The sequence below is a fragment of the Sphingopyxis sp. USTB-05 genome (genome assembly GCF_023822045.1).
Lineage (GTDB): Bacteria > Pseudomonadota > Alphaproteobacteria > Sphingomonadales > Sphingomonadaceae > Sphingopyxis.
In genome coordinates this window covers 2,168,423-2,194,556 of the sequence record NZ_CP084712.1, presented here as the reverse complement: position 1 = coordinate 2,194,556, position 26,134 = coordinate 2,168,423, and the positions used below count along the sequence as shown (strand labels likewise).

At 63.9% G+C, this 26,134-nt stretch carries 21 protein-coding genes and 1 pseudogene; 14 read left to right on the top strand and 8 right to left on the bottom strand.

Annotated elements, in window-relative coordinates; all coding sequences use genetic code 11:
* Positions 1-117 precede the first annotated feature (117 nt).
* Genes KEC45_RS10000 through KEC45_RS09990 form a run of 3 tightly spaced genes read left to right on the top strand, consistent with a single transcriptional unit; the run spans position 118 to position 2,014 of the window.
* Positions 118-678, top strand: a complete 561-nt coding sequence (locus KEC45_RS10000; protein ID WP_252171992.1) for a hypothetical protein — start codon at positions 118-120, stop codon at positions 676-678.
* A complete protein-coding gene (locus KEC45_RS09995) occupies positions 662-1,378 on the top strand; it encodes a hypothetical protein (RefSeq protein ID WP_062179893.1) in 717 nt (238 codons plus the stop codon). Before KEC45_RS10000 ends, KEC45_RS09995 begins: the two co-directional genes overlap by 17 nt.
* Positions 1,379-1,411: 33 nt before the next feature.
* Positions 1,412-2,014, top strand: a complete 603-nt coding sequence (locus tag KEC45_RS09990) for an HD domain-containing protein (RefSeq protein WP_062179895.1) — start codon at positions 1,412-1,414, stop codon at positions 2,012-2,014.
* A gap of 109 nt (positions 2,015-2,123) precedes the next feature.
* Here the strand turns inward: KEC45_RS09990 and KEC45_RS09985 are convergent, their stop codons facing one another.
* The 3 genes from KEC45_RS09985 to KEC45_RS09975 all read right to left on the bottom strand — a co-directional run bounded on the left by KEC45_RS09985 (position 2,124) and on the right by KEC45_RS09975 (position 5,216).
* The gene (locus tag KEC45_RS09985) at positions 2,124-2,927 is read right to left on the bottom strand and encodes an enoyl-CoA hydratase-related protein (RefSeq protein WP_252171991.1); all 804 of its coding nucleotides are present in this window, start codon (positions 2,925-2,927) and stop codon (positions 2,124-2,126) included.
* A 640-nt stretch (positions 2,928-3,567) separates the two neighbouring features.
* Complete coding sequence (locus KEC45_RS09980) at positions 3,568-4,446, bottom strand: S9 family peptidase (RefSeq protein ID WP_083435750.1); 879 nt, start codon at positions 4,444-4,446, stop codon at positions 3,568-3,570.
* Positions 4,447-4,448: 2 nt separating this feature from the next.
* Positions 4,449-5,216, bottom strand: a complete 768-nt coding sequence (locus KEC45_RS09975; RefSeq protein ID WP_062179899.1) for a crotonase/enoyl-CoA hydratase family protein — start codon at positions 5,214-5,216, stop codon at positions 4,449-4,451.
* A gap of 242 nt (positions 5,217-5,458) precedes the next feature.
* On the opposite strand from KEC45_RS09975, the gene KEC45_RS09970 reads away from it, so the two are divergent.
* Together KEC45_RS09970 and KEC45_RS09965 are read left to right on the top strand one after the other, a co-directional pair.
* On the top strand, positions 5,459-5,653 hold the full coding sequence (locus KEC45_RS09970) for a hypothetical protein (RefSeq protein WP_062179901.1): 195 nt from the start codon (positions 5,459-5,461) through the stop codon (positions 5,651-5,653).
* A 67-nt stretch (positions 5,654-5,720) separates the two neighbouring features.
* Positions 5,721-6,707 carry a TerC family protein gene (locus KEC45_RS09965; RefSeq protein ID WP_062179903.1) on the top strand — a complete coding sequence of 329 codons (987 nt, stop codon included), beginning with the start codon at positions 5,721-5,723 and terminating at the stop codon, positions 6,705-6,707.
* Positions 6,708-6,850: 143 nt separating this feature from the next.
* Here the strand turns inward: KEC45_RS09965 and KEC45_RS09960 are convergent, their stop codons facing one another.
* Positions 6,851-8,443: an isocitrate lyase gene (locus KEC45_RS09960; RefSeq protein ID WP_062183806.1), complete on the bottom strand. Its 1,593-nt coding sequence runs from the start codon at positions 8,441-8,443 to the stop codon at positions 6,851-6,853.
* Positions 8,444-8,580: 137 nt separating this feature from the next.
* Between KEC45_RS09960 and KEC45_RS09955 the strand changes: the two genes are divergently transcribed.
* From KEC45_RS09955 to KEC45_RS09945, 4 genes and pseudogenes are all read left to right on the top strand, one after another.
* Positions 8,581-9,969 carry a short-chain fatty acyl-CoA regulator family protein gene (locus KEC45_RS09955; protein ID WP_062179905.1) on the top strand — a complete coding sequence of 463 codons (1,389 nt, stop codon included), beginning with the start codon at positions 8,581-8,583 and terminating at the stop codon, positions 9,967-9,969.
* A gap of 95 nt (positions 9,970-10,064) precedes the next feature.
* Positions 10,065-10,457 (top strand): annotated as a pseudogene (locus tag KEC45_RS21960) (DUF3391 domain-containing protein); the annotation flags it as partial.
* Positions 10,458-10,472: 15 nt separating this feature from the next.
* On the top strand, positions 10,473-11,384 hold the full coding sequence (locus tag KEC45_RS09950; protein WP_238586721.1) for an HD-GYP domain-containing protein: 912 nt from the start codon (positions 10,473-10,475) through the stop codon (positions 11,382-11,384).
* A 73-nt stretch (positions 11,385-11,457) separates the two neighbouring features.
* Positions 11,458-12,528 carry a L,D-transpeptidase family protein gene (locus KEC45_RS09945; RefSeq protein ID WP_062179912.1) on the top strand — a complete coding sequence of 357 codons (1,071 nt, stop codon included), beginning with the start codon at positions 11,458-11,460 and terminating at the stop codon, positions 12,526-12,528.
* A 14-nt stretch (positions 12,529-12,542) separates the two neighbouring features.
* Here KEC45_RS09945 and KEC45_RS09940 read toward each other — a convergent pair whose 3' ends face one another.
* Positions 12,543-13,922: an alpha/beta hydrolase gene (locus KEC45_RS09940; protein WP_083435752.1), complete on the bottom strand. Its 1,380-nt coding sequence runs from the start codon at positions 13,920-13,922 to the stop codon at positions 12,543-12,545.
* Positions 13,923-14,167: 245 nt separating this feature from the next.
* Between KEC45_RS09940 and KEC45_RS09935 the strand changes: the two genes are divergently transcribed.
* On the top strand, positions 14,168-15,271 hold the full coding sequence (locus tag KEC45_RS09935; RefSeq protein ID WP_252171990.1) for a methyltransferase domain-containing protein: 1,104 nt from the start codon (positions 14,168-14,170) through the stop codon (positions 15,269-15,271).
* 72 nt (positions 15,272-15,343) lie between these two features.
* On the opposite strand, the gene KEC45_RS09930 is transcribed toward KEC45_RS09935, so the two are convergent.
* The 3 genes from KEC45_RS09930 to KEC45_RS09920 are packed head-to-tail and all read right to left on the bottom strand — an operon-like array spanning position 15,344 to position 18,962.
* Positions 15,344-17,173 carry a DUF885 family protein gene (locus KEC45_RS09930; protein ID WP_062179915.1) on the bottom strand — a complete coding sequence of 610 codons (1,830 nt, stop codon included), beginning with the start codon at positions 17,171-17,173 and terminating at the stop codon, positions 15,344-15,346.
* A 46-nt stretch (positions 17,174-17,219) separates the two neighbouring features.
* Positions 17,220-17,930 carry a helix-turn-helix domain-containing protein gene (locus KEC45_RS09925; protein WP_083435753.1) on the bottom strand — a complete coding sequence of 237 codons (711 nt, stop codon included), beginning with the start codon at positions 17,928-17,930 and terminating at the stop codon, positions 17,220-17,222.
* Between the two features lie 6 nt (positions 17,931-17,936).
* Positions 17,937-18,962 (bottom strand): mannose-1-phosphate guanylyltransferase, encoded by a 1,026-nt coding sequence (locus KEC45_RS09920; RefSeq protein ID WP_083435909.1) that lies wholly within the window; start codon positions 18,960-18,962, stop codon positions 17,937-17,939.
* Positions 18,963-19,087: 125 nt separating this feature from the next.
* Here KEC45_RS09920 and KEC45_RS09915 point away from each other — a divergent pair, with 125 nt between their 5' ends.
* Genes KEC45_RS09915 through KEC45_RS09900 form a run of 4 tightly spaced genes read left to right on the top strand, consistent with a single transcriptional unit; the run spans position 19,088 to position 25,808 of the window.
* Positions 19,088-20,476, top strand: coding sequence for a TIGR03013 family XrtA/PEP-CTERM system glycosyltransferase (locus KEC45_RS09915; protein ID WP_062179924.1), 1,389 nt, complete (start codon positions 19,088-19,090; stop codon positions 20,474-20,476).
* Between the two features lie 2 nt (positions 20,477-20,478).
* A complete protein-coding gene (gene prsK / locus KEC45_RS09910; protein WP_062179927.1) occupies positions 20,479-22,587 on the top strand; it encodes an XrtA/PEP-CTERM system histidine kinase PrsK in 2,109 nt (702 codons plus the stop codon).
* A complete protein-coding gene (prsR, locus tag KEC45_RS09905; protein WP_062179930.1) occupies positions 22,584-23,960 on the top strand; it encodes a PEP-CTERM-box response regulator transcription factor in 1,377 nt (458 codons plus the stop codon). The genes prsK and prsR overlap by 4 nt, the downstream gene beginning before the upstream one ends.
* Entirely contained in the window at positions 23,961-25,808 is a 1,848-nt protein-coding gene (locus tag KEC45_RS09900) for a tetratricopeptide repeat protein (RefSeq protein WP_062179933.1), read from the top strand.
* The last annotated feature ends 326 nt before the right edge of the window (positions 25,809-26,134 follow it).

Below are 26,134 nucleotides of genomic sequence, written 5' to 3'. Positions count from 1 at the left end.
CAACCTGTCTGGATGACATAAGTTGCAGAGTTGATGAAAATCACAGCGGGTGGCATGAACCGCCCCTATAAAAGGTCGCATGGTAGCCCGGCATCGGGCGCGACAAGGGTGGACTGGATGATGCGTAAAATATTGGCGACTCCCGCGGTTTTTGCGGCGTGTCTGCTCGCTGTCGCTCCCGCACAGGCGCAGTTCGGTAGCCTGCTGCGCAAGGTGACGACTCCGGCGCCGAAGCCCAGCGAAGACAAGAGTGGCGGCTGTCCCAAGGGCAAGAAGGGCAACAGCATCGGGCGCAATATCCTGGGCAATGTAATCAACGATGCGGTGGGCGACGCGGCGAGCAAGGCCGGCGTCTACAGCTATGTGCCGATTTCGGAGGTCAGCGGCACGCTCACCGACGCGATCGCCTGTCGCCTCGACCCCGCCGAACAGGTCCAGGCGGCGGCCGCGACCGAAGAGGTGACACGCGGCGAAGAAGTCGGCGCGACCGCGAACTGGACCAGCGAAACGCGCGAGAATGTCAGCGGATCGTCGACCGTTGCGGCGAAGAACGAACTGGCCGATGGTACTCAGTGCATGAACGTCACCGACATCATCATCGTCGAAGGCGAAGAAACACGCGTATCGAAACGGATGTGCAAGGGGCCTGGACAGGCGCGTTATGTCCTTGCCGCGTAAAACCTTACGTATCGCTGCGGCGGCCGGCCTGATCGCCTGTCTGACCGGTGCTGCCAAGCCCGCGATGGACCCCGCGAACCCGACTTGCCCGCTGACCCCTGACTGGTCGGCGAACGCGACGATGAAACTGACCCCCGTCGCCAATAAGAACGGCAAGGTCCTGCTCGCCGAGGGGCGGATCGATGCGGGGCTGCCCGATCGGCTCAAGGCGGCGCTCGCCGCCAATTCGGACGTCAGCGAAGTGTGGCTGCGCTCGCCGGGTGGAGACGCGCGTGCGGGTAACGCCGCGGGGCGGATCATCCGTTCGAACTTCGGGCTGACGACGCGTATCCCGGCGGGCTGGGCCTGTTTCAGCGCGTGCAATTTCATCTTCATGGGCGGTCAGCCGCGCGTGATCGATCCGGGCGGGCTTTTCATCGTCCATATGTTCACGCGCACCGGCGACCGTAGCGCGATCGACATGAGCGTGGCTATGGGCACCGACGCTACCAAAGAACTGATCGGCGATATCGAGCAGGACGCCGCGCTGCTCGCGAGCGAGGACAATGATTTTCTGATCCGCATGGGTGTATCGCGCAAGTTGCTGACCGAGGTGATGTATCAGCAAAAAGCGCTGGCGAATGCGGAGGACAAGTCGACGCGCCGTTGCCTGACGCAGGCTGAGGTCAAGACCTATAACGTTGCAAATAACAACGAATAGGATAGGCTGCCTCTCAAAATAGGAGAGGCTGCCATGAACGAGATGACGCACGATCACGCCACTTTCCGGTCGATGATCGACGGGACGCAGAAAGATTGGGACATTATCGCGCGCGAGCAGAAGGAGTTCGCGCCGAACAATGGCAAGCGCATCCTCGACCATCTGAAACTGCTCGGCGGCGATTATGGCGGCTTTCCGGTCGACCGGCTCGAACATTGCCTGCAGACCGCGACCAGGGCGCACCGCGACGGCCGCGACGAGGAATATGTCGTGATGGCGCTGCTCCATGACATCGGCGATACGCTCGGCGCGTTCAATCATCCCGACGTCGCCGCCGCGATCCTCAAGCCCTTCCTGTCAGAGGAAAATCTGTGGATCGTCCAGCACCACGGCGTGTTCCAGGGCCATTATTTCTTCCATTACCTCGGGCTCGACCGCGACATGCGCGACCAGTTCAAGGATAGCCCGCATTATGCTGCGTGCGCCGAATTCTGCGAGAAATATGACGCGCCGGCGTTCGACCCCGATTATGACAGCGAACCGCTGGAATTTTTCGAGCCGATGGTGATGCGCCTCTGCTCCTACCCGCGCACGAGCATCTACAAAAAGGTGATGGTCGAGGAAGCGGCGGAGTAGGTAAGGATAACCAAACCGTTCGCATCGAGCGAAGTCGAGATGCCCCTCGACCTTTTGTAAGCCTGCGGGGTGTCTCGACTTCGCTCGACACGAACGGGAAAGGGTGGGGCTACTTCCCCTTGAACTCGCTCTTGCGCTTCTGCTGGAACGCCATGATGCCTTCCATTGCATCGGCGGTGCCGCCTGCGATGAACTGGCCCTTGGCTTCGGCATCGAGCGTCGTCGCAAAATCCTGCGTCAGCCCGTCGCGCAACACCTTGCGCATCGTGCCGAGCGCGATCGTCGGACCGTTCGCGAGGCGCGTGGCCAGCGCCTTGGCCTCTGCCAAAAGATCGGCGTCCTCGACGCTCTTATAGATCATGCCCCAGTCGGCCGCCTGATCGGCTGAAATCTTCTCACCCAGCATCATCATCTGCAGCGCGCGCGGCACGCCGATCAGGCGCGGCAGCAACCAGGATGAGCCGCCGTCGGGGACAAGGCCGATGTTGACGAAGGCCTGAAGGAAATAGGCGCTCTTGCCCGCAATCGTGAAGTCGCCCGACAGTGCAAAGCTGCATCCGACGCCCGCGGCCGGGCCGTTGACCGCAACGATAACGGGAATGTCTAGGTTCGCGAGCGCGAGCAGCATCGGGTTATAATGACCACGCAGCGCGTTGCGGCTCCGTGCGCCGCCGCTGACGGCCCCGCCCGCCGACCGGTCGCCGGCGAGGTCGGCGCCCGAACAGAAACCGCGCCCTTCGCCAGTGATCAACAACGCGCGCGCGCCGAGGCTTGGCAGATGATCGAGCGCTTCGCGAATGTCGTCGGCCATCGCCGGCGGCATCGAATTGAGCCGCTCGGGGCGGTTCAGCGTGATCGTTGCGACATTGTCGGCGATTTCGAGCTTGATCGTGTCGAAGGTCGGAAGGGTCATGGGGAAGAATCCTCTCGCGGGTGCTTTACCTTTACGTTCACGTAAAGATGTGACTCATTTGGGGGGCGAGTGCAAGAGGGAAGGGCGCGCGAGGTGAGGCGGCCGTTAATGACCGGTTGCGGACTTCTCTATCCTCGTCACCCCGGACTTGATCCGGGATCCCGCTTTTTTTGACGCACTCACTGACTTCGGCTTCAAGCGGGATCCCGGATCAAGTCCGGGATGACGAAGGATTAAAGAAGCAACGTCCGCTCCCCAACCCCAAAACAGACATCGCCTTCAAATAGGTCTTTCCTACATTATCCGGCTGTGTTAGCCTTCATCCGGCTCTTTCATTCGGTGAACAAACAGGCGATCGCTGCCTGATTGCGCGTGCGACCAGGATCGGACGTACCGCGCATATTCGGCACGCCGCGACTTGCAAATCGGGGCGCTCATAGGGCTGAACTTTCCTGAACTTTGGAATATTGCGCGGCCTTTGCGCCGATCCGATCCGGATCCAGCCGGCGATGTCCAAAGAGGGCAGCGACAGCTCCCCACCCCATGGCCGCCATTCCGTGGAAATCCGAAGGCGATGGCTAAAATCGACCGGAAGTCGCCATTCTGCGCCCGACGAAGATGCCGCCCGGCGGCGGTTAGTTCACTTTACGGGCGTCAGCGTCATCAGCCAGTTCAATATCTCGGTTTGCAGGCGGATGCGTGCGTCAGACCAGCTATGGTCGGTCCCGACATGCACTGACTTCACTCCGGCCCCGCCAGCTTTGGCAATCGCGGCCGAAAGCGCATTGCTCATCGGAGCGAGGCCATCGTCGGAGGTGAGGACGAACAGATTGCTCCCTGTAAGCTGGGGTGCGGCCTTCACGAAGTCGAAGCGGTCGGCATTGGCGATGAGTTCGTCCGCCATGAGTTCGGGCGTCGTCCCGGCGAGAGCCTCCATGCCGTTGGTGCGCAACGCCTTAATCGCCTGCTCGCGCGGCAATTTTCCGAGCCAGCCCATATTGCCTGCCGAAATCATCGCGGCGCCGAGTAGCTGTTTGTCGTGCGCGGCCGTGAGCGCGGTGACCCAGCCGCCCATGCTGTGACCCATGATGACGAGCCGTTTTGCGTCGATGCGCAACTTGGCAGCATTGGCTGGATCGCGCGCAAAGGCGAGCACCGCATCGGCATCTTCCAGATTCTGCGCAAAGCGATAGTCGCCTGGGCTGCCCCACGAGCCGCGATAATTGAAGGTGATGACGGTCCAGCCCGCGCGGCGCATCGCCTGTGCCAGGTCGAGGCTCTTTTCATTGCCGGGAAGGCCGTGGCAGAGGACGACGGTCGGGTGCGGGCCTGCGCCCGCGGCGACATAGACGACGGCGTTGATAGCGACCTTTCCGCTGGGGATATGGACGACCTCCATCGCCGCAGGATGCGCTTTGTCGGCGGGTGGGTCGGTATAGATGGCGGCCGGGATATCGGGGGCTCCTGCCACGGCGGGTAGGGGCAGCGCGAGCAGCGCGGCGGCAATCCAAGTCTTCATCGTCATTCCCCCTTGAAGGCGGCGAAACTTCCGCCGCGGCCCGTGCCTTCGGTAAAACGTTTGGCGCCCGCCGCCGCGCCTTCGCGTAGCGGGACGACGCCGGCGCGCGCTTCGTGTGCAAGCGCGCTTTCGATATCGAAGTCCCACTGTCGATAGGCGCTGAGCCGGTCGCTGTTCATGCAGATTTGCGGGAAGGCGGCGACCTGTTTCGCCAGTTCGATCGCGGCGATAAGCGCTTCGCCATCGGGAACGACCCGGTCGGCGAGGCCGATGCGTTGCGCCTCGTCCGCGGCAACCGGGCGTCCGGTCAGGATCATGTCGAGCGCGCGGCCCTGTCCGACAATGCGCGGCAAGCGCACGGTGCCGCCATCGATCAGTGGCACGCCCCAACGGCGGCAATAGACGCCGAACACCGCGCTGGCCCCAGCGACGCGGAGGTCGCACCAGAGCGCCAGCTCTAGCCCGCCGGCGACGGCATGGCCCTCGACGGCAGCGATCACGGGCTTTTCGAGCAGCATCCGTGTCGGCCCCATCGGGCCCGGACCATCGGGATCATAGCGAGACGCCCCGACGGCATTGAGGTCGAAACCGGCGCAGAAATGCCCCTCGCTCCCGGTCAGGATCGCGGCCCGCGCATCCTTGTCGGCGGCGAAGGCGGTAAAGGCTTTGCGCAGGGCGACCGCAGTATCGGGATCGACTGCGTTGCGACGCGCCGGGCGGTCGATGGTGATGATCGTGACCGGACCATCCTTTTCGACAAGCACGCTCATTCGAACCCTCCTCCTGCGTCGCTTGCAGCGTGGCGGTAGGCGGGGGGACTTGCAAGCGGTGTCGCGGCACCCTAAATAGACGTTATGCGGGCCGGGCCCCTCTGGCGTCGGCGGGATATTTCCCGCCACGTGATGTCGGACCGCATCGGGTGACTCCGATGCTCTGGCCCTATCTCCCCCCTGTTTCCCGGGGTCCCGGCATCGGCGTCACCTGCTTGATTTTATTGATCAGGAGGCCCTGTATGACTTTGAATCCCAATCTTTATCGCCTGACCGTGTTGCATCGCCAGCTCGACGATGCCGAACGTCGCGAGGTGCGTCGCCGCGGCGCCGACCCGTTCCGCTTGCTGCGCCTGAAAACGCTGAAGCTTGTGGTGAAGGAACGGCTTGCGGCGCTGACGATGCGGCCTGCGCTGCGCCCGGCGCTCGCCCGCTAGTCCCACAAAATGACGATCCAGGGCGCTGCCGAGAGGCGGCGCCCCCAGCATATCCAGGGAAAAGAACATGGAATTTCTGTTTGCCGACTGGCTGGGCACCCCGGCCTGGTTCTGGCTGTCGTTCCTCGCACTCGTCATTGCGCTCACCGCCTTCGACCTTGGCATCCTCAACAAGGAGAACAAGGAGATGGGGATCGGCGAGAGCCTGAAGCTGTCGGCGCTCTACATCGGTATCGCGACCGCGTTCGGCGCGTGGGTCTGGGCCGCAAAGGGCGGCGAGGCGGGCCTGCAATATTATACCGGCTTCTTCATCGAGAAGGCGTTGTCGATCGACAATATCTTCGTCATCTCGTTGATCTTCACCACCTTTGCGATCCCGCCGCGTTACCAATATCGCGCATTGCTGTGGGGCATTGTCGCGGTGATCGTGTTGCGCGGTATCATGATCGCGGGCGGCGCGGCGCTCGTCACCGAATATGGCTGGGTGCTCTATATCTTCGCAGCCTTCCTGGTGTTTACCGGCGTGAAGATGCTGTTCGCGAGTGAAAAGCCGATGGACGTTGCGGGTAATCCCGTCGTCAAATGGCTGTCGCGTCGGATGCCCATCACCGATGAGCTGCACGGCGAGAAATTCTTCGTGCGTGTGCCCGATACGAAGACTGGCAAGATCGTGCTTGCCGCGACCCCGCTGTTCCTTGCGCTCGTTGTGATCAATCTCGCCGACCTTGTTTTCGCGGTCGATAGTGTGCCGGCGATCTTCGCGATCACGACCGACACCTTCATCGTCTACACGTCGAATATCATGGCGATCCTTGGCCTGCGCGCGCTCTACTTTGCCCTTTCGGCGATGGTGCACCGTTTCCACTATCTGAAATATGCGCTGGCGCTGGTGCTTGTCTTCATCGGATCGAAGATCTTTGTCGCCGACTTCGTGCTTGGCGGCGCGAAGTTCCCGCCGTTGGTCAGCCTTGGCGTGACCGTCGCGCTGATCGCGGGCGGCGTGATCTGGTCGCTGATCAAAACGCGTCAGGATGAAGGGGCGCTCCCGGAATAAAAATGTCCGCCGGAAGCGCAAGGGCTTCCGACGGACAGGCTTTCCTCCCCAGGAAAGCTCGGGAGGCACGGGGGTCGGGTCGCTGACCCCCGTGCCAAGATGGGCGACGCGGGGGTTGCAACGGGCCCCCGCGTCTAACTTGTTTACGCGGCGAACTGGTTCATCGTATTGTCCTTGCCCGCGGCCTTCAGGGCCGCTTCGCCGGCGAAATATTCCTTATGATCGTCGCCGATGTCGCTGCCCGACATATTCTGGTGCTTCACGCAGGCAATGCCCTGACGGATCTCGGCGCGCTGGACGCCCTTGACGTAACCCAGCATCGCTTCGTCGCCGAAATATTCCTTGGCGAGATTGTCGGTCGACAGCGCCGCGGTGTGATAGGTCGGCAGCGTGATCAGGTGGTGGAAGATGCCCGCCCGCTTCGCCGAATCGCGCTGGAAAGTGCGGATGCGGTTGTCGGCTTCGTCGCCGAGTTCGGTGCCGTCATAATCGACGCTCATCAGCTTCGCGCGGTCATAGGCGCTGACGTCCTTGCCGTCCTTTTCCCAGGCGTCGAACACCTGCTGGCGGAAGTTTAGCGTCCAGTTGAAGCTCGGCGAGTTGTTATACGCCAGCTTGGCATTGGGGACGACTTCGCGGATGCGGTCGACCATGCCCGCAATCTGTTCGATGTGCGGCTTTTCGGTTTCGATCCACAGCAGGTCGGCGCCGTTCTGAAGGCTGGCGATGCAATCCATCACGCAGCGGTCTTCGCCGGTTCCCGAACGGAACTGATAGAGGTTCGAGGGCAGGCGCTTCGGACGCACCAGCTTGCCGTCGCGGTTGATGAGAACATCGCCGGGATTGCCCGCGCCTTCGACCTCTTCGCAATCGAGGAAGCTGTTATACTGGTCGCCAAGGTCGCCGGCTTCTTTCGAGAAGGCGATCTGCTTGGTGAGGCCAGCGCCGAGGCTGTCGGTGCGGGTGACGATGATGCCGTCCTCGACGCCGAGTTCCATGAAGGCGTAGCGGCAGGCGCGAATCTTCGCGATGAAGTCTTCGTGCGGCACGGTGACCTTGCCGTCCTGATGGCCGCACTGCTTTTCGTCAGAGACCTGATTTTCGATCTGGAGCGCGCAAGCGCCCGCTTCGATCATCTTCTTGGCGAGGAGATAGGTCGCCTCGGCATTGCCGAAGCCCGCATCGATATCGGCGATGATCGGCACGACGTGCGTTTCATGATTGTCGATCGTCGACTGGATCTGCTTCGCCTTGAGCTCGTCGCCTTCGGCGCGGGCCGCGTCGAGGTCACGGAACAACATGCCGAGTTCGCGGGCGTCAGCCTGGCGGAGGAAGGTGTAGATTTCCTCGATCAGCGCCGGAACGCTGGTCTTTTCGTGCATCGACTGGTCGGGCAGCGGACCGAATTCGCTGCGCAGCGCGGCGATCATCCAGCCCGAGAGATAGATGTAGCGGCCCTTGACGGTGCCGAAATGCTTCTTGATCGAGATCATCTTCTGCTGCGCGATGAAGCCGTGCCAGCAGCCCAATGACTGCGTGTAGTTCGCGGGGTCGGCGTCATAGGCGGCCATGTCGGCGCGCATGATGCGCGCGGTGTAGCGGGCGACGTCGAGGCCGGTGCGGAACTTGTTCTGGGCGCGCATGCGGGCGATGCTCTCGCCGCTGATGCCGTCCCAGGTGCCGTCGTAATCGCGGATGAGGCGGCCTGCCTGCGCCATGTCTTCCTGATAGCCCATCGTCTTGTCCTTGTTCGAAGCTGATGGGTGGAAGTTGGCGAAAGTGGCGCGGAAAGTGAAAAGCTTTGTCAATAATATTTGTGAAATATGGCCGATAGGTGTAAATCATACTGTAAATTAGTAAAGAAAGTTACAGAATGGCAGAGCGGCGGGTGTTTGCGGGGCCGGCGGTGCGCAAGGTGCGGCGTGAGGCGGGTATGACGCAGGCAGCGATGGCGGAGGCGCTCGCGATCTCGCCAAGCTATCTCAATCTGATCGAGCATGGGCAGCGGCCGCTGAGTGCGACGGTCATCGTCAAACTGGCTGAACGCTTTGGTTTCGACGCGGCGAAGCTGGGCGCCGAAGACCTGCCGGGCGGACTTGCAGGACTACGGCGCCGGCTCGCCGATCCGCGTTTCGCCGACCTGGGGATCGGGACGCAGGAGGTCGAGGAGTGGCTTCAGACCGCGCCGGCAACCGCCGCGGCCTTTGCGCGCCTGTTCGATGTGGCGCCCGAGGGACGCGCGGAAAGTGAAGGCGATGCGCCCGAAGTTGCCGCTGTACGCCGCGCCATTGAAAAATGGCGCAATCATTTCCCCGACCTCGACGCGCGCGCCGAGGAACTGGCCGACGAACTGCGGCTCGCGGGGGCCGACCTTTATGGGACGATTTCCGAGCGTTTGCGCACGCGGCACCAACTCGGCATTCGTATCCTGCCGTCGGACGTGATGCCCGACCGGCTGCGCTGGCTCGACTGGCATGCGCGGCAACTTATGCTGAACGAGTTGCTGCGCCCCGCTTCGCGCACCTTTCAGGCGGCGGCTACGCTCGCACAGATCGAGGCGAAGACCGAGATCGACGCGCTGGTGGCAGGCGCTGAGTTCGCCGAGGCAGCGGCGGCGCGGCTGTTCGAGCGCCACCTGATCCAATATTTCGCCGCGGCGCTGATGATGCCTTACAGTCGCTTCCTGCGCGCGTGTGACGCGACGGGATATGATCTGCTGCTGCTCCAGCGGCGTTTCGGCGCGGGTTATGAGCAGGTCGCGCACCGGCTCACGACGCTCCAGCGCGTGGGTGCGCGCGGGCTGCCCTTTTTTATGTTGCGCATCGACCGCGCGGGGCAGGGCAGCAAGCGCTATGCTGGCGCGAGCCAGTCGCCGCTGGTCGACGGCGATGCACGCTGTCCATTGTGGGGCGTGCATGAGGCCTTCGCGCGCCCGGGCGAAGTTGTCGCCGATCTGGTCGAACTGGAGGACGGATCGCGCTGGTTTACCCAGTCGCGCTCGGTCGCCGCGCCTGGCGCAACGGGAAGCGGGACCCCCGCGCGTTTTGCCGTGTGTGTCGGGGTCGATGCCAAGGTTGCCGCGCCGCTGATCGCCGCGCGCGGGATCGACCTGATGCGCAGCCCCGCAACACCGATCGGCCTCGGCTGCCGGCGCTGCACGCGTACCGGCTGCGTCCAGCGATCGATGCCGCCGCTCGGCCGTCCCTTGCGCTTCCGCGAGGGCGAACGCGGAGTGAGCGCGTTCGATTTTGCGGGAGACTAAGGTTAACCATTCCCTACCGGGCCCCTTAAAGTGACACATGCTGTGCCGTATTGGGAAAGGTGCGTGTCTATCAGGCGGCCGCAACGGGACCCGAAATGCTTGTACGAATTGAACCGCAGGACGTCGAAATCGGCATGTTCGTCCACGCCTTTGAAGGGTCGTGGTTCGATCACCCCTTTTGGCGGAGTAATTTCCGGGTCGAAACCACCGAGCAACTTCAACGAATTCGCAATTCGGGCATTGACGCGCTGATGATCGATGCGGAGCGGGGGATCGCTCCGCCCGGGCATCGGCCAACGGCCAAGAACGCAAACGCCCCGCGTCGCAAGCCATCACGATCGTGGGGGAAACCGCTGGTTCAGGCCCTAAAGCCAAGATCCGGACCGACTTTTGCGACCCGCGATCCTGAAGATCGCGCCGCCCCGCGTCCTCGCCGGGGCTATGCCGGCGAATGCCGCCGCGCGAAGCAGGTGATCGACCGGACGCGTGGGGCTGTGACCGACATGTTCGAGGGCGCACGGCTTGGCCGGGCGGTCGAGGTCAGGCGCATGGTGCGCCTCGCAAGTTCGATCGGCGCGTCGATCGAGCGCGATGCGAAGGCGCTGATCAATCTCGTTCGCCTCAAGGAAAAGGACCAATATACCTATCTCCATTCGGTCGCGGTTTGCGCGCTGATGATCAATTTCGCGCGCCACCTGGAACTGGATGCGCAGCAGGTGCAGGATTTGGGAGTGGCCGGGCTGCTCCACGATGTCGGCAAGGTCGCGGTGTCGGACGAGATATTGAACAAGCCCGGGGCGTTATCGAAAGGCGAAATGCAGGCGGTTCGGGGACATCCGGTTGCCGGGCACAGGCTGCTTGCGAGTTCGCAGGGCGCGCCGGAGCTGGCGCTGGAACTTTGCCTGCGGCACCATGAGAAGGTCGACGGCACGGGTTATCCAGGCGGATTGAAGGGCGAGCAATTGTCGCTCGCGGCGCGCATGGGTGCGATCTGCGACGTTTATGATGCGGTCACCTCGAACCGGCCGTACAAACAGGCATGGACGCCGTGCGAGGCGTTGACCGAAATGCAGAAGTGGCGGGGCCATTTCGATCCCGCTCTGCTCGACCGCTTTGCCGACAGCCTCGGCATCTATGCGGTCGGCACGCTCGTCCGGCTGTCGACGGGCGAACTGGGTATCGTCGTGGGTAGTGCGGGCGAAGCCGACGAGGATGTAATCGTTCGGGCGTTTTTCGACTGTGATGCGCTGGCGGAGATCGATCCCGTCGACCGGGCGATTGCGCCGTCGGCCGAACATCCCCGGATCATCGGCCGCGACAGCCCGACCTTCTGGCGCTTTCCCGACTGGGATGTGTTGCGACACCGGATATTGGCGGCAAAGATCGCGCCCGGGCCCGAAGAAGGTGATGGCTGAACCGACACCCGCTGTCCCGCATCCTTTCGCACGGAGGATCGTTGATCCTTCTCGAACCTGCGAGGACAAATATTTGAAACACATCTTCATTCTGCCGTGCCTGCTTCTGATCGCCGGCTGCAATGCCGCGCCCGAAAAGGCTGATCCCGAACAGGAAACGGCGACCCGCGACGCGGCCAACACCGGTTCGCTGCGCTTCGAGGACGCCAAGACGGACGCCGTCCCTTTCGCCGAAACGCCGATCCTCCGCGCGCAGGTTCTGCTCGACCATCTCGGCTTCTCCCCGGGCGTAATCGACGGGAAAGAGGGGCAATCCTATGTCGCGGCGCTTCGGGGTTTTCAGATATCCCGCGGCCTCGATGCTAGCGGCAAGCTCGACGCGGCAACCGAAAAGGCGTTGCAGGATGGGCGGACGATCCCGGCGACCCGCATGGTCGTCATACCCGCAGGCTTCGCGAAGGGGCCGTTCGTGCCGGCCTTTCCGAAAGACGCGGCCGAGCAGGCCAAATTGCCCGCGCTGGGATATCGAAACCTGACCGAGGCGCTCGCCGAACGTTTCCATACGACGCCAGAGATGCTGGTGACGCTCAACAGTCCGTCGACGCTGGTCGGCGCGGGGCGTCCGTTTCGTGTGCCCAATATTCCCGACGTCGACGTGCCAAATATCGGGAAGGACGAGCGCGGCTGGAACGGCACGCTCGAACGGCTTGGTGTGGCGCCGGACCAGACGGCGGCGGCAAAGGTCGTCGTCGACAAGTCGGAAGGCGTGCTGAAAGTTTATGACGAGGCCGACAAGCTGGTGGCGCAATTTCCCGCGACGATGGGCAGCAGCCGCGACCCGCTGCCGATCGGCAAATGGAAAATCCAGGGCGTCAGCCGCAACCCCGACTTCCATTACAATCCCAAGCTGTTCTGGGATGTCAGCAACAACAAGGAAGCGGTGCTGTTGCAGCCAGGGCCCAACAGCCCGGTCGGCGTCGTGTGGCTCGACCTGAACAAGCCGCATTATGGCATTCACGGAACGAGCGAGCCGCATACGATCGGGCGCGCGGAGAGCCACGGCTGTGTCAGGCTGACCAATTGGGACGCTGCGCGTCTGGCGCAGATGGTCAAACCCGGAACGCCCGCAATCTTTCAGAATTAGCGTCTTTCACGCACTCAGCTCAGGAAATTGACGATCTGTTCGATGACGACATCCATCGCGGGCTCGTTCGAACGCAGGATGTGATTGTCGGTGTCGAGCGTGACGAGCGAAGCGCCGCGGATGGCGGAGGCAAGTTCGATCGCCTGTTCGATACCGATCCGCTGGTCGGCACGCGCGTGGAGGATGAGGGTCGGCACCTCGATATGTTCCAGATGCGCGCGCACGTCGATATTGCCGAACAGGTCGAGGAAGGCGGCGGCATTGTCGGGCGACACCGTCTGTTTCTGGAAATCGTTGAACCATGTGAGCTCGTCGGGCGTCGCCGACGGCGTGAAGCTTTGTGAGAAGATCTGGCGATAGATGGGCGTATCCTTGCCCCAGCCGCGGCGGACGAGGGTGATCACCGCCTCCCGCTCGTCGGCCTCACCCTCGTCGACGCGGTGGCGCCAGCCGGTCGCATAGCCGCCGAGCAGGATCAGGTGCGACACGCGTTCAGGGTGGCGACGCGTATATTCGATCGCGACCGCGCAGCCCTGCGACAGTGCGAAGAGCGGGAAGCGGTCTAGTTCCAGCGCGTCGGCCACCGCCTCCAGATCGGTGACGAGCGATTCGAATTCGATAGGCCCGACGTCCCAGTCGGATAGCCCGTTGCCGCGTTCGTCGTAACGCACGAGCCGGAAATGTTCGGACAGGCCGCCGACCATGCGGCCCCACAAAGGGCTGCCCCAGTCGAGTTCGAGATGGTTGAGCCAGTTCGCGGTTTTGACGAGCAGGGGCCCGTTGCCGGTGACGGCATAGGCGATGCGGACGCCGTCGGGGGCGAAGCAATAGCGCACTTGCTGCACCGGAAAATCGGAGCGATCGACGGCCGAGGTCAGGCCGTCGTCGAGCGCGTCGGCGGCGGCGGCGAAGCGCGTCCGGTCGGCCGACGGCCAGACCGCGTTGCGCGAGGCTTCGTCAAGGCAGCGTCGACGGCGGCGGTCGATCGCCGCGCGTTCGGATGCGAGCCACAGGCTGTATTCGTCCAGTCCTGAAAGCTCGAGCCCCGGCAGCGGAACTTCGAGCGCGCGCAGCGGATCGGGACGGTCGATGTCGAACGAAAAGCCCGACGCGTCGATCGCGACGCGCTCGCGGTCAGCGGCGAGCAGGTCGGCCTCGTCGCCAAGCAAAGCGCGGATTTTCGACAGCGACCAGCGGAGCGCGGCGCGCGGATCGTCGGGAATGTCGAAAAAGATTTCGCAGAGCCGCTCGCGGCGGACGGGCTTTCCGGTGAGCAGCAGATAAGCGAGCAGCGCGCGCGTCTTGCGCGAGGCGGGGAGCGCGACGGGGGTGCCGCCGCGGTGCAACTCGAACTCGCCGAGCAGCCTGACCTCAAAGGGCTCCGATCCGCGCATGGAGACGTCCTGCCGCGCAATTTCCACGCTGTCACGGCAAATTACAACGCTCGCTCAAACGCTGCCGCACACGGCGCGCGGGCATTTCCGGCCTCGCCAACAAAGGAGGCTAAAAATGTACGGTAACTTCAAATCCCTGAATGGCGAACCCCTCGCCGCAATGGCGTCGCTCAGCTTCGCCTTTCTGATCTTTGCGGTGATGCCGCATCTGATCTTCATCTGACCCAAGGCGACGGAGAAACGCCATGTGCAGCAATGTGAACCTCATGACCGATGTGATTGAATCAGAGTCGCTCAGCGCGGAGGAAGAAGCGTTCGCAGGGAAACTGATCGCGATGGTCAACCACGGTATGGCCGGGTTGATGATCGCGATCGGCCACCGCACGGGGTTGTTCAGCGCGATGAAGGGCGGGGGGGCGCTGTCCAGCGACGAGTTGGCGACACGCGCCGGGCTCAACGAACGCTATGTGCGCGAATGGCTGGGCGCGATGGCGACCGCCGGGATTGTTTCGATAGATCGCGGCACCGGCAGATATATCCTGCCCGCAGCGCATGGCGCGTTCCTTGGAACCGACGCTGCCTATGGGTCGATGAGCAGCTATTTCCAATATCTTTCGGTGCTCGGCGCGGTCGAGACGCGGATCGTCGACTGTTTCAGAAACGGCGGCGGACTGTCTTACGGCGAATATGACCGCTTCCACGAATGCATGGCCGAGGACAGCTATCAGAATGTCGTTGCGGCGCTGGAGGATGCGATCTTGCCCCTCGCGCCGTGGACGATTGGCCAGCTCGAGGCGGGGATCGATGTCGCCGACGTCGGCTGCGGGCTGGGAAAGGCGATGATCCGCCTCGCCGAACGCTTCCCGAACAGCCGCTTTACCGGCTATGACTTGTGCGCCGATACAGTGCTGCTGGCCGAGATCGAAGCCGCCGAGCGCGGGCTGGACAATGTCCGTTTCGAGCGCGTCGATGCGACCTTGCTTGAGGGTGAGGCGCGGTTCGATCTGATCTTTACCTTCGACGCGATTCACGACCAGGCGCATCCGGCGGTGGTGCTGCGGCACATCCGGCGGCTGCTCAAGCCCGGCGGCACCTATGTGATGCAGGAAATTCACGCTGCGACCGATGTCGCCGGCAACCTCGACAACCCGCTCGCGCCCTTCATCTACACCGTGTCGTGCATGCATTGCATGTCGGTGTCGCTGGGGCAGGGCGGGGTCGGGCTCGGTGCCGCCTGGGGCGAGGAACTGGCGCTTGCGATGCTGGCCGACGCGGACTTCTTCCGCGTCGAGGTGCACCAATTGCCGCACGATCAGATGAACAGCTATTTTATCTGCCGGCCCGATTGAACTCCCTCCCGCAATCGGCCGCGAGAAGCCCTTCGCATGCGCTTGCAGGCGAAGGGCTTTTCGGTTCCGGCGTCAGGCCTTTTGGGTTGCAACCCAGCGGTCGATTACCGATTCGAGTACCGAAATCGGCATCGCGCCCGCCGACAGCGCGGTGTCGTGGAAACCGCGCAGGTCGAATTTGCTGCCGAGCGTCGCCTTGGCCTTCTCACGGATGCGGACCCAGCTTGTCTGGCCGACCATGTAGCTGGTCGCTTGACCCGGCCACACGCAATAGCGTTCGATCTCGGTGATATTCGACGGTTCGGGGGTACCGAGCGCCTCGTTATAATATTGGATCGCCTTCTCGCGGGTCCAGCGATAGTGATGAAGCCCGGTGTCGGCGACAAGGCGCGCGGCGCGGAACATGTAGCTTTGCAGATAGCCGAGCCGGCCCCACGGGTCGTTTTCATAGACACCCATTTCGTCGGCGAGCTGCTCGGCATAGAGGCCCCAGCCCTCTGTATAGACCGAATAGGCGGGCAGGCGGCGAAGGCGCGGAATGCCCTCCGCCTCCTGCGCCAGCGCGATCTGGTGATGATGGCCCGGCGATGCTTCGTGATAGGTGAGCGTCGGCAGCGTCCACGACGGATTTTCGGCGGTATCGCGCAGGTTGATGTAATAAGCGCCGGGGCGCGAGCCGTCGAGCGCGGGGATCTGGTAATAGCCGCCGGTCGCGCCATCCTCGATATCCGCGGGGACGCGGCGGATTTCGACCTTCGCCTTGGGCAGGCGGCCGAAGGCTTCGGGCAGGCGCGCCTGGATCGCCTGCATCTGGGCGTTGAGCTCGGCGATAAGCTTTTCCTTGCCCGCATCGGTGTTCGGATAAAGGAAGCGCGGGTCCTTGCCGAGCGCGCGCATGCGTTCGGCAACCGTGCCCTTGGTCATGCCCTGCGCCTTGAAGATCGCATCGGCGCGCGCGCTGAGTTCGGCGACGCGGTCGAGGCCGAGTTTATGGACCTCCTCCGCCGACATGCTCGTCGTCGTCGCAAAGCGCAGCGCATAGGCGTAATATTCGTCGCCCTTGGGCAGACGCCACACGCCGGCGTCGTGCGTCGCGCGGGGCCGGACGGCGCGAAGCTCGTCCGCCTGTCGGCGCATCGCAGGATAGATGCGGTCCTTGACGACCGCAGCGCAGCGCGCGGCCCAGTCGCCGGGAATATCCTTCGTCTTTGCCGCCAGGTTAGTGGTCAGGCCGTTGGCGCCGGGGGCGGGGGCCCAGATGCGGTCGAACTGGCCGAGCGTGCGGTCGATCACGAAATCGGGCGGGATGATGCCTGCGGCATGATCGGCCTTGATCCGCCCGGTCTCGTTATCGAGCTGGACCGCGAAGTCGATACAGCGCGCCAGATACGCCTCGGCATCGGCGGCATTCGCGATGCTGTGCTGGTTGATCAGGAAGTCGGGGACCGAGCGGTAAGAGCCGCTGAGCTGTGTCACCGGATGCGGTTCGGGCCAGCTATGAAGGCCATAGCTGAAGCTATCATAAGCTTTGACATAATCTTCCCACGGCCCGCGGAAAGTTTCGTAATTTACGAGATCCATGCCCGATAGCTTTGAAGTATCGATCTTTTTGAGTTCGGCGAGGCCGGTGCGGTAAAGATTGTGGCCGCGCTTGATCCCCGCCGGCGAGCGGTCGGCGAGTTTCGACTTGGCGGCGGCGTTGTCACCCTTGTCGAGGCCAAGAGCCGTCGCGAATTCGGGGTCCTGGTCGACGAGCATGTCGTAGATGCGTTCATAGATCGCAGTGAGTTTTGCGCCTTCGCCCGTCTGCGCATCGGCGAGCATGGCGCGGGCGGGCGAGCGGACGCCTGCAATGGCGGACGTCGCGGCCAGCGCGGCGATCAGGGTACGGCGGTCGAGCATGGGGAGGTCTCCATAGTGTGTATTGGTGGAGTATAACGGCGCCGGGTCAGCGTTGTCTTGTATCCATTTGACGTCGCCGCCACCAACCGGGGCTAGCCCCGGTCAGCCGCGCGACCGCATGGGTCATATGCGCCTGATCGGTGAAATGCAGGCGGTGCGCGATGTCGGCGAACGACTCGTTGCCAAGTCGAGCCGCGGCGAGCGCGGCGCGGGCGCGGACGTCGGCGCGATAGGATTTCGGTGTGCAACCATAGGCCGCGCGGAAGCCGCGGCTGAGTGTCTCGGGGCGGACGCCTTTCTGCTCGGCCCAGTCCGCGAGCGTGAAGGGTGCGAGGCGGCGAAGATCGTCGGCGAGCAGGTCGGGCCAGTCGAGCGCCGCAGACCCGGCGGCGACGAACATCTCGGCGAAATGGGCTGATGCGGCACAGGCGTCGCGCTCGGCGAGGCGGACGAGGCGATCGGGATCCGCGACGCGGCCGCGCACGGCCGGCGTCGCAGCGAGTTCGGCGGGCAGCGCGAGAACCAGCACGCGCGCACCCTTTGCTTCGAAGCGGTCGAGGTGCGATTCGAACGCATGATGGATCAGGGCGTCGCCCGGACGGACGTTCCAGCGCCCTTCGTCACCGGCTTCCTGATAGCCGCCCTCAAGCACGACCGCGACAAAGGCATCGTCGTGGCAATGACGATCGCGAAGTTCGCCCGGACCGTGATCGAGCAGGCCCAAAGGCGCTTCTGCGAAGCAGGAAAATCCTCCCATGACCGCCTATTCGCGCGCCTTGGCCGCCGCACGAACCTCTTGCGAGCGTTCGAGTGGGATGACCAATATGTCGTCACCGTCGACGATCACCGCGATATTGTCCATGCCGAGGATCGAGACGCGCTTGTCGCCCGCGCGGACCAGGTTGCCGCGGCTTTCGTGGAGAAATGCATCGCCGGTGACGGCATTGTCGGCATCGTCCTTGTCGGCGAGCGCGTGGATCGTGTGCCAGCAGCCGAGGTCGGACCAGCCCATTGCAACGGGGACGACCGCGACGCGATCATCCTTTTCCATCACCGCATAATCGATCGAATCGGAAGGCGCCTTTGCGAACTCGATCGCGTCGGCGTAGAGCGCGTCGCCGTCGTTCATCCCCGCGGCGATGGCCCGGTCGGCCGCTTCGAAGATCGGGCGGCAATGCGTCAGCATCGCGTCGCGCATCCGTGCCGCGCGGAAGAGAAATATCCCGGCATTCCAACTGTATCCGCCGGCTGCGAGCATCGCTTCCGCGTCGGCGAGCGGGGGTTTTTCGACAAATCTGTCGACCGCAAAACCATCTTCGCCAAGCGGGCGCCCGGCGGCGATATAGCCGAAGCCGGTTTCGGGGCTGTCGGGAGTGATGCCGAAGGTGACAAGCCAGTCCTGTTGCGCGAGCCGCACGCCCTTGCCGATCGCCGCGTGAAAAGCGTCAACATCGGCGATGACGTGATCGCTTGGCATAACGAGCAGCAAGGTGTCGGCGTCTGCCCGTGCGACGGCGAGTGCAATTGCCGCGGCCGTGTTGCGCGGCATTGGCTCGACGAGCAGCGATTCCTCGCGGTCGCTCATCTGTTCGCGGACCATCGCCACATGCCCGTCGCCGCACAATATTATGGGCGGCATGAAATTGGCGCCCGCCGGAGTGCGCTCCACGGTTTGTCGGAACAGGCTGCGCTGGCCGTGAAGCAGAAGAAATTGTTTCGCGCGGGTACCGCGCGATTCGGGCCAAAGGCGCGTGCCGGCGCCGCCGCACAGGATAACAGGCTGGATCATCAGCGTCATACCTCCGGTCTATCCTGTTGAATGCGGCTGGTCACCTTGTCATTCGCGATATAGCGAGTGTAAAATTAACCGACAGTTGACGCCTCGGCGATAGTATCGAGTGCGAAAGGTCCCCCATGTTTCGGCTGTTTAAACATTATGTTCCGCACGCTGTCGTATGGCTGGCGTTGATCGAATTCTTCGCGCTGCTCGGATCGGCCGAGGGGGCATGGCACCTTTACGCGCATCAGGCGGGTTTCGACGCCGGGCCGCTGGTCAGCCGCTGGCTGCCGCTGCTGACCTTTGGTCTTGCCAATTCGCTCGCGATGATGGCGACCGGGATGTACGGCAACGAAGGGCTGCGCTCGATGCGTTTCGCGACCGCGCGCCTGCTCGCCGCGATTTCGCTTGGGGTGATTTTCCTCTCGGTGCTCGGTTTCCTGCTGCCGACGGCGACGCTGTGGCGCGCCAACAGCCTGTACGCGATGATCTTTGCCATCGCCGTCCTGTTCGTCATCCGCCTCGCGCTCACGCAATCGTCGGGCACGGAAGCATTTCGCCGCCGCATATTGGTGCTCGGCGCCGGGCCGCGTGCGGCTCGGCTGGCGGCTCTGGCCGACACCCCCGGAAGCGGGCTAGAGATGGTCGGCTTCATCGCGATGAGCGCCGCGGAAAAGACGGTGGCTGGAGCAGTTCCGCGCGACGATATCGCCAATCTGTCCGATCATGTCGTTGCGCTTCGCGCCGGCGAAGTCGTTCTTGCGCTGGAAGAGCGTCGCAATGCGCTGCCGCTGAACGACTTGCTGCGCGTCAAGACGACGGGCGTCCACGTCAACGACATCGCGAGCTTCATCGAGCGCGAGACGGGACGCGTCGATCTGGCGACGACCAACCCGAGCGGGCTGATATTTTCCGACGGCTTTTCGGCAGGACAGCGGATTTCGAAAGTCGGCAAGCGATTGTTCGACATCGTTGCCAGCCTGCTGGTTCTGGTTGTCGGCCTGCCGCTGATCGTCGTTGCGGGGATCGCCGTGATACTCGACAGTCGTGGGCCGGTTTTTTACCGCCAGCCCCGGGTCGGGATGTTCGGCGAGCCCTATGACATCTTCAAGATCCGCTCGATGCGTACCGATGCCGAAGCGTCGGGCAAGGCGGTGTGGGCCAGCGAGAACGACCCGCGCGTCACGCGCGTGGGCCGCATCATCCGCAAGTTGCGTATCGATGAACTGCCGCAAACCTGGTGCGTGCTGAAGGGTGACATGAGCTTTGTCGGCCCGCGCCCCGAACGGCCGAGCTTCGTCGAGGAACTCGAAAAGAAGCTGCCCTATTATGCCGAACGCCACATGGTGAAGCCCGGACTGACCGGCTGGGCGCAGATCAACTATCCTTATGGCGCCTCTGTCGAGGATGCGCGCGTGAAGCTAGAGTATGATCTCTATTACGCGAAGAACTACTCGCCCTTCCTCGACCTTTTGATCCTGCTCCAGACGGTTCGCGTCGTGCTGTGGCCGGAGGGGGCGCGCTAGCGGTGAGCACGCTCGCGGGCCTGTCCCAGATCCTGTCGGCCCTTGCGCTGGCATGTTATTCCGGTGTCACGCTTTGGCTCCTGACGCGATCGCGCTCGCGGATGGCAGCACTGATGCCGGCGCCACGCCTGCTGACGCTGGCGGCTGCGGCGACGGCATCGTGGTGCGGTGCTCTGGCACTTTTCGGAGCGGGCTCGTCGCAGTCGCTGGTCGTTCAGGCGTTGCGCGACATCGCAATGCTCGGCTGGATCGGTGCGACCTTCTGGTCTCCGCGAGCACCGATCTCGCGGCCCCTGCGCCTTATTTTGCGGATGCTCACGACGATCTGCGTGCTGACCTTTCTGCTTGGCGCCGCGGCGCATTTGCGGGCAGGTGCGGCCGCTGAGCCCTGGATGGCGCCGACCCTGATCTTTGCGACCCTGATCGTCGCAATCGGCGGACTGCTCGTCATCGATGGCGGCGTGCGCCATGCAAGCGCGGGCCAACGGATGCCGGTCATGGCGGTCGCCGGCGGCTTTGCGATGCTGTGGGCCTATGAGCTTAACGTCCAACTGATCGGCGCACTGACCGGCGAAATAGCATCAATGCTGATTGCCCTGCTTCCGGCGATCGCGCTGCTGATCCTGCCCGTCTATATCGTCGCCGCACTGGATATCGGGCGCGAGCGGATGCGCCTGTCGCGTACCGCCGCCACCCGCACGCTGATCTTGCTGGGCGCGGCCGCCTATCTGATCGTGATCGCACTGACGGGCGCCATCGCGCGTGTTGTCGGCGGCGATTATGCCGAACTGGCGCAGGCGATCTCGTTGGTCGTCGCGATCGGTGCCGGTGGCCTGATGCTCGCTTCGTCGCGTTCGCGCGCGTGGCTGTCGGTGATGATTTCCAAACATTTCTTCGAGCATCGTTATGACTATCGCGCCGAATGGATGCGTTTCACGGCGACGCTGGCACAAGGCGGCGGCGAGGATGATCGCAATCTGTATCGCCGCGTCGCCAAGGCGCTGGCCGAACTGACCGGAAGCCCAGGCGCGCTGTTGATGCTGCCGGGTGCAGCCAGCGGTTTTCGTATCGCCGAGCAATGGCACTGGCCGGATCGTGGGAGTGAGGATGCAACACTCTCTCTGCGTTCGGCCTTCATGCTGCAGGAAACACAGCATATCGTCGACCTCGATGCCGAGCGGCGGGGGCAGGCAGGGGCTGACCTCGCCATTCCGGAATGGCTGATCGCGGACACGCGCGCATGGGTCATGGTACCGGTGCTGCATTTCCAGCGGATGATCGCGGTCGTCGTCTTGCATCGACCTGCTGTTTCGCGCGCGCTCGATTGGGAGGATCTCGACGTGCTGCGCATCGCCGGGCAACAGGCGGCGAGTTATCTTGCAGAATCGCAGAGTCAGCAAGCCTTGTCGGAGGCGCGGCGTTTCGACGAATTCAACCGCCGCTTTGCCTTCATCATGCACGACATCAAGAATCTGGCGAGCCAGATCGGCCTGCTCGCGCGCAACGCCGAGCGTCATGCCGACAAGCCGGATTTTCGCGCCGACATGATCGAGACGCTGAAGATTTCCGCCGGACGACTGTCGGACCTGCTCGTCCGTTTGTCTCCACGTGAGCGCGGGCCGGCGGCGGAAGCGGGACGGACCTTGGTCGAGCCGGTGCTGAACGAAATTGCCGCGGAGATGCGTCCGCGCCGTGGGTTGTTCGTCGGCTGTCAGGCGGGATTGTCCGCATGGGCCGATGCGGGGGCGATCCGGCAGATCGTCCAGCATCTCGTCAGCAATGCGATCGACGCGTCGGACCCGGACACGCCGGTGCAGGTCATCGCGGTGGCCGAGCAAGGGCGGGTGCGTGTTGATGTCATCGATCAGGGCTGTGGCATGACGCGCGAGTTCATCCGCGACGAACTTTTCAAGCCCTTTGTGTCGACGAAGGATTCGGGATTTGGGCTTGGCGCGTTCGAAGCGCTGCAGATCGCGCAGGCGATGGGCGGCGCGATTGAGGTCGAAAGCGAGCCGGGCAAGGGGAGCAGCTTCACATTGTGGCTGCCGCTCGCCGATGCGCGCGAGGATATGGGGGGCGATGCCCGCGTGATGAAAATGGGATCGAAATGAACGACAGCGGGGCCAATCTGCGCAAATTGCTGGTGATCGAAGACGATCCGGGGCTGCAGGCTCAGCTCAAATGGGCGTATGAGGATTGTCAGGTGCTCGTCGCGGGCGATCATGACGCGGCGATCGAGTTGCTGCGTGCTGAGGAGCCCGATGTGGTGACGCTCGACCTCGGCCTGCCGCCCGATCCCGACGGGACGCGCGAGGGCTTTCGCACGCTGCAAACCATTCTGGAGATCAAACCCGACACCAAGGTGATCGTCGTATCGGGACATGGCGAGCGCGCGAGCGCGTTGACCGCGATCGCGAGCGGCGCATGGGATTTCTACAAGAAGCCGATCGACATCGACGAACTGGGGCTGATCGTCCGCCGCGCCTTTCATGTGCGCGAGTTGGAGGTCGAGAATGCGCGGTTGGCCAGTCAGGGGACGAGCGACAATCGCGTCCTCGGCGGGATGATTACCGGCGCGCCCGAGATGCAGAAGGTTACGCGCACGATCGAACGTGTCGCGAACCTTGATGTCAGCGTCATGCTGCTCGGTGCGAGCGGCACCGGCAAAGAACTGCTTGCGCGCGGCCTGCATGAGGCGAGCGCGCGGCGCGACGGAGCGTTCGTCGCGATCAATTGCGCGGCGATCCCGGAGAATCTGCTCGAAAGTGAATTGTTCGGGCATGAGAAGGGCGCGTTCACCGGGGCGGTCAAAACGACCGAGGGCAAGATCGAACTGGCGCATGGCGGCACGCTCTTCCTCGACGAGGTCGGCGATATTCCGCTGCCGCTGCAGGTCAAGTTGCTCCGCTTCCTGCAGGAACGGACGATCGAGCGGATCGGCGGGCGGAAGGCGATCGCGGTCGACACCAGGATCGTGTGCGCAACGCATCGCGATCTTGACGCGATGATCGCCGAACAGAGCTTTCGCGACGATCTTTACTACCGCCTCGCCGAGATGGTGGTGAAAATCCCGTCGCTCGCCGAACGGCCGGGCGATGCGGTGCTGCTCGCGCGGCATTTCCTCCATCAATATGCGCCCGAGATGAACCCTGGGGTGCGCGGCTTTGCCCCCGACGCGCTGCAGGCGATCGACGAGGGCCGCTGGCCCGGCAACGTCCGCGAACTGGAAAACCGCATCAAGCGCGCGGTGATCATGGCCGACGGCAAGCTGGTGATGCGCGAGGATCTCGATCTCGCCGGCGGCGGTGATGAGGGTGAGGAGGCGTGGCTTAACCTGCGCAGCGCGCGCGAGGCGGCCGACCGCGTCGCGATCCGCCGCGCGATGACGCAGAGCGAGGGCAATATCTCGGCGGCGGCCAAGCTGCTCGGGATCAGTCGCCCGACGCTCTATGACCTGCTCAAACAGTATCGGATGCAGGCCTGAATGGATTTGCGCCGCGTCTGGACGGGCGCGCTGCTGCTGGCGGCGCTGCTGCTCGGAGCGTGCGGGGGCGGTTCGTCTGCCGCGCCGCGCAAGGCGCTCGAGGAACGCCGGGCCGCGCTTCAGAGCGCGATCGCGAGCGATCCGGCGGTCATCGCCGAGCGCGTCGAACTGGCGCGCGTCGCGATCCGGCTGGGCGACGGCGTGGGGGCCGAAGCGGCGGTCAAGGGCGCGTTGGAGGCTGGCGCCAAGGAGGCCGCGCTGCGTCCGTTGCTGGCCCGTTCCTATGCAATGCAGGGCGAGGGGAGCCGCGCGCTCCAGACGCTCGACGACGGGCCGGTCATTCCCGAGATGATCGGCGAAGCGGCGTGGGTCGCGGGCGACGTGCATTTGAGCAATGGCGATCTGACTGCGGCGCGCGAAGCTTATGACCGCGCGGTGCATGAATTGCCGCGCAATTCGGCGCTATGGGTCGACGTCGCGCGCTTTCGCGACGCCAACGCCGATGTGCTCGGCGCGCGCGACGCGGTCGACTATGCGATCGAGCTCGACAAGGCGAACAGCGCGGCGCTGGCATTCAAGGCCAATCTCGTGCGGACCGAGGAGGGGCTGAAGGCGTCGCTCGACTGGTATGAAAGGGCACTGACCGCCGACCCCGACAATGAAGATGCGTTGATCGAGCAGGCGGCGACGCTCGGCGACCTCGGTCGGTATCGCGATATGCTGACTGCGCTGCGCCACGCGGCGACGATTGTCCCGCGCGACCCGCGCCTGTTCTATCTGCAAGCCGTGCTGGCGGCGCGCGCCGACAATTATCCGCTCGCGCGCAGCCTGCTTCAGCGCACGCGCGGTGAACTCGACGAACAACCGTCGTTCATGCTGTTGAGTGCGGTCGTCGAGCTCGAACTCGGCGGAGAGGCGGTCGCGGCGACATGGGCCGACCGCCTGCTGGCTGAGCAGCCCGAGAATTTCACGGCGCGGCGCATTCTTGCGGCGGCCGAATGGGCCGACGGCGACGCCGATGCCGCGCTCGAGGCCCTGCTGCCGCTGGTCCGGCGCCCCGACGCCGATAGCTGGTCTTTGCTGCTCGCGGCGCGCTCTGCGGCCGAACTCGGCCGGCGGATCGAATCGGCGGACTATCAGGGACGCGCGGCGGCGCTGGCGCCGGGCGAAGCGGTGCCCTTTGCCGCCGACGATGATTATGGCCTGCTGACGATGGCGGCCAACGCCGAGCCGCTCAACCCCGCCAAGGCGATCCCCGCGATCGCGGCCGACCTCGCGAGCGGGAACAGCGCGCGTGCGATTGCGCGCGCGACGCAGCTTCGCGACGCGAACCGCGGCGTCGCCGATGCGCATATCTTGCTCGGCGACGCGGCCCTCGCCGGCGGGCGGTACGAGCTTGCCGTGCAGGCCTATCGCGCCGCGCGCGATCTCGACGCGGGCGAGCGGACGACGCTGCGGCTCGCCAATGCGCTGTTTCGCGCCGGCGATGCGGCCGGGTCGGGCGCCGCGATCCTCGCCCTGCGAAACAGCCAGCCGTCGAGCATCGCCGCCGACCGACTATCCGGCCATCTCGCGATGGACATCGAACATTGGGACGAGGCAATCGCGCATTTCGACCATGTCCGCAGCCGTATCGGCGATCGCGACGTCGTGGTCCTGCGCGAACTCGCGCGGGCGTGGGCGGCGAAGGGCGACGACGACCGCGCGCTGCCGCTGATCGATCGCGCTTATCGACTGCAACCGCTCAACGCGGGGATCATGGAATTTTACGCCGACCTGCTGGAGCGCCGCGGCAGCAAGCAGGCGGCGGCAGACCTGCGCGACAAGGCGGCGCAAATCGGGCAGTAGGCGGCGGATGTCGGCTGACGACCGATCGTTGCCCGTCGTCACCCCGAACTTGATCCGGGGTCCCGCTTGATCTCGACATCAGTGAGCGCGTCAAAAAGCGGGATCCCGGGTCAAGCCCGGGATGATAAAGGTGGGTATCGACCAAAAGCCCCCTATCTTTCTTCGTCATCCCGGACTTGATCCGGGATCCATAGCCGCACCATCGTCATGGATCCCGGATCAAGTCCGGGGTGACGAAGATGCGGGACGAACGACAACTCACCGTGCCAAAACCGACATCGCCTTAAAAAAGGTCTTTCCTACATTATCCGACCGTGCCAGCCTTC

Bases quoted from the DNA above. Each gene is read 5' to 3' on its own strand.
- KEC45_RS09985 (WP_252171991.1), bottom strand. From the start codon at position 2,927: ATGACCCTTCCGACCTTCGACACGATCAAGCTCGAAATCGCCGACAAT.
- KEC45_RS09975 (WP_062179899.1), bottom strand. From the start codon at position 5,216: ATGAGCGTGCTTGTCGAAAAGGATGGTCCGGTCACGATCATCACCATC.
- KEC45_RS09935 (WP_252171990.1), top strand. From the start codon at position 14,168: ATGTGCAGCAATGTGAACCTCATGACCGATGTGATTGAATCAGAGTCG.
- KEC45_RS09925 (WP_083435753.1), bottom strand. From the start codon at position 17,930: ATGGGAGGATTTTCCTGCTTCGCAGAAGCGCCTTTGGGCCTGCTCGAT.
- KEC45_RS09990 (WP_062179895.1), top strand. From the start codon at position 1,412: ATGAACGAGATGACGCACGATCACGCCACTTTCCGGTCGATGATCGAC.
- KEC45_RS09940 (WP_083435752.1), bottom strand. From the start codon at position 13,922: ATGCGCGGATCGGAGCCCTTTGAGGTCAGGCTGCTCGGCGAGTTCGAG.
- KEC45_RS09970 (WP_062179901.1), top strand. From the start codon at position 5,459: ATGACTTTGAATCCCAATCTTTATCGCCTGACCGTGTTGCATCGCCAG.
- KEC45_RS09965 (WP_062179903.1), top strand. From the start codon at position 5,721: ATGGAATTTCTGTTTGCCGACTGGCTGGGCACCCCGGCCTGGTTCTGG.
- KEC45_RS09920 (WP_083435909.1), bottom strand. From the start codon at position 18,962: ATGATCCAGCCTGTTATCCTGTGCGGCGGCGCCGGCACGCGCCTTTGG.
- KEC45_RS09900 (WP_062179933.1), top strand. From the start codon at position 23,961: ATGGATTTGCGCCGCGTCTGGACGGGCGCGCTGCTGCTGGCGGCGCTG.
- KEC45_RS09960 (WP_062183806.1), bottom strand. From the start codon at position 8,443: ATGGGCTATCAGGAAGACATGGCGCAGGCAGGCCGCCTCATCCGCGAT.
- KEC45_RS09955 (WP_062179905.1), top strand. From the start codon at position 8,581: ATGGCAGAGCGGCGGGTGTTTGCGGGGCCGGCGGTGCGCAAGGTGCGG.
- KEC45_RS09950 (WP_238586721.1), top strand. From the start codon at position 10,473: ATGTTCGAGGGCGCACGGCTTGGCCGGGCGGTCGAGGTCAGGCGCATG.
- KEC45_RS09980 (WP_083435750.1), bottom strand. From the start codon at position 4,446: ATGAAGACTTGGATTGCCGCCGCGCTGCTCGCGCTGCCCCTACCCGCC.
- prsR (WP_062179930.1), top strand. From the start codon at position 22,584: ATGAACGACAGCGGGGCCAATCTGCGCAAATTGCTGGTGATCGAAGAC.
- KEC45_RS09930 (WP_062179915.1), bottom strand. From the start codon at position 17,173: ATGCTCGACCGCCGTACCCTGATCGCCGCGCTGGCCGCGACGTCCGCC.
- KEC45_RS10000 (WP_252171992.1), top strand. From the start codon at position 118: ATGATGCGTAAAATATTGGCGACTCCCGCGGTTTTTGCGGCGTGTCTG.
- KEC45_RS09995 (WP_062179893.1), top strand. From the start codon at position 662: ATGTCCTTGCCGCGTAAAACCTTACGTATCGCTGCGGCGGCCGGCCTG.
- KEC45_RS09915 (WP_062179924.1), top strand. From the start codon at position 19,088: ATGTTTCGGCTGTTTAAACATTATGTTCCGCACGCTGTCGTATGGCTG.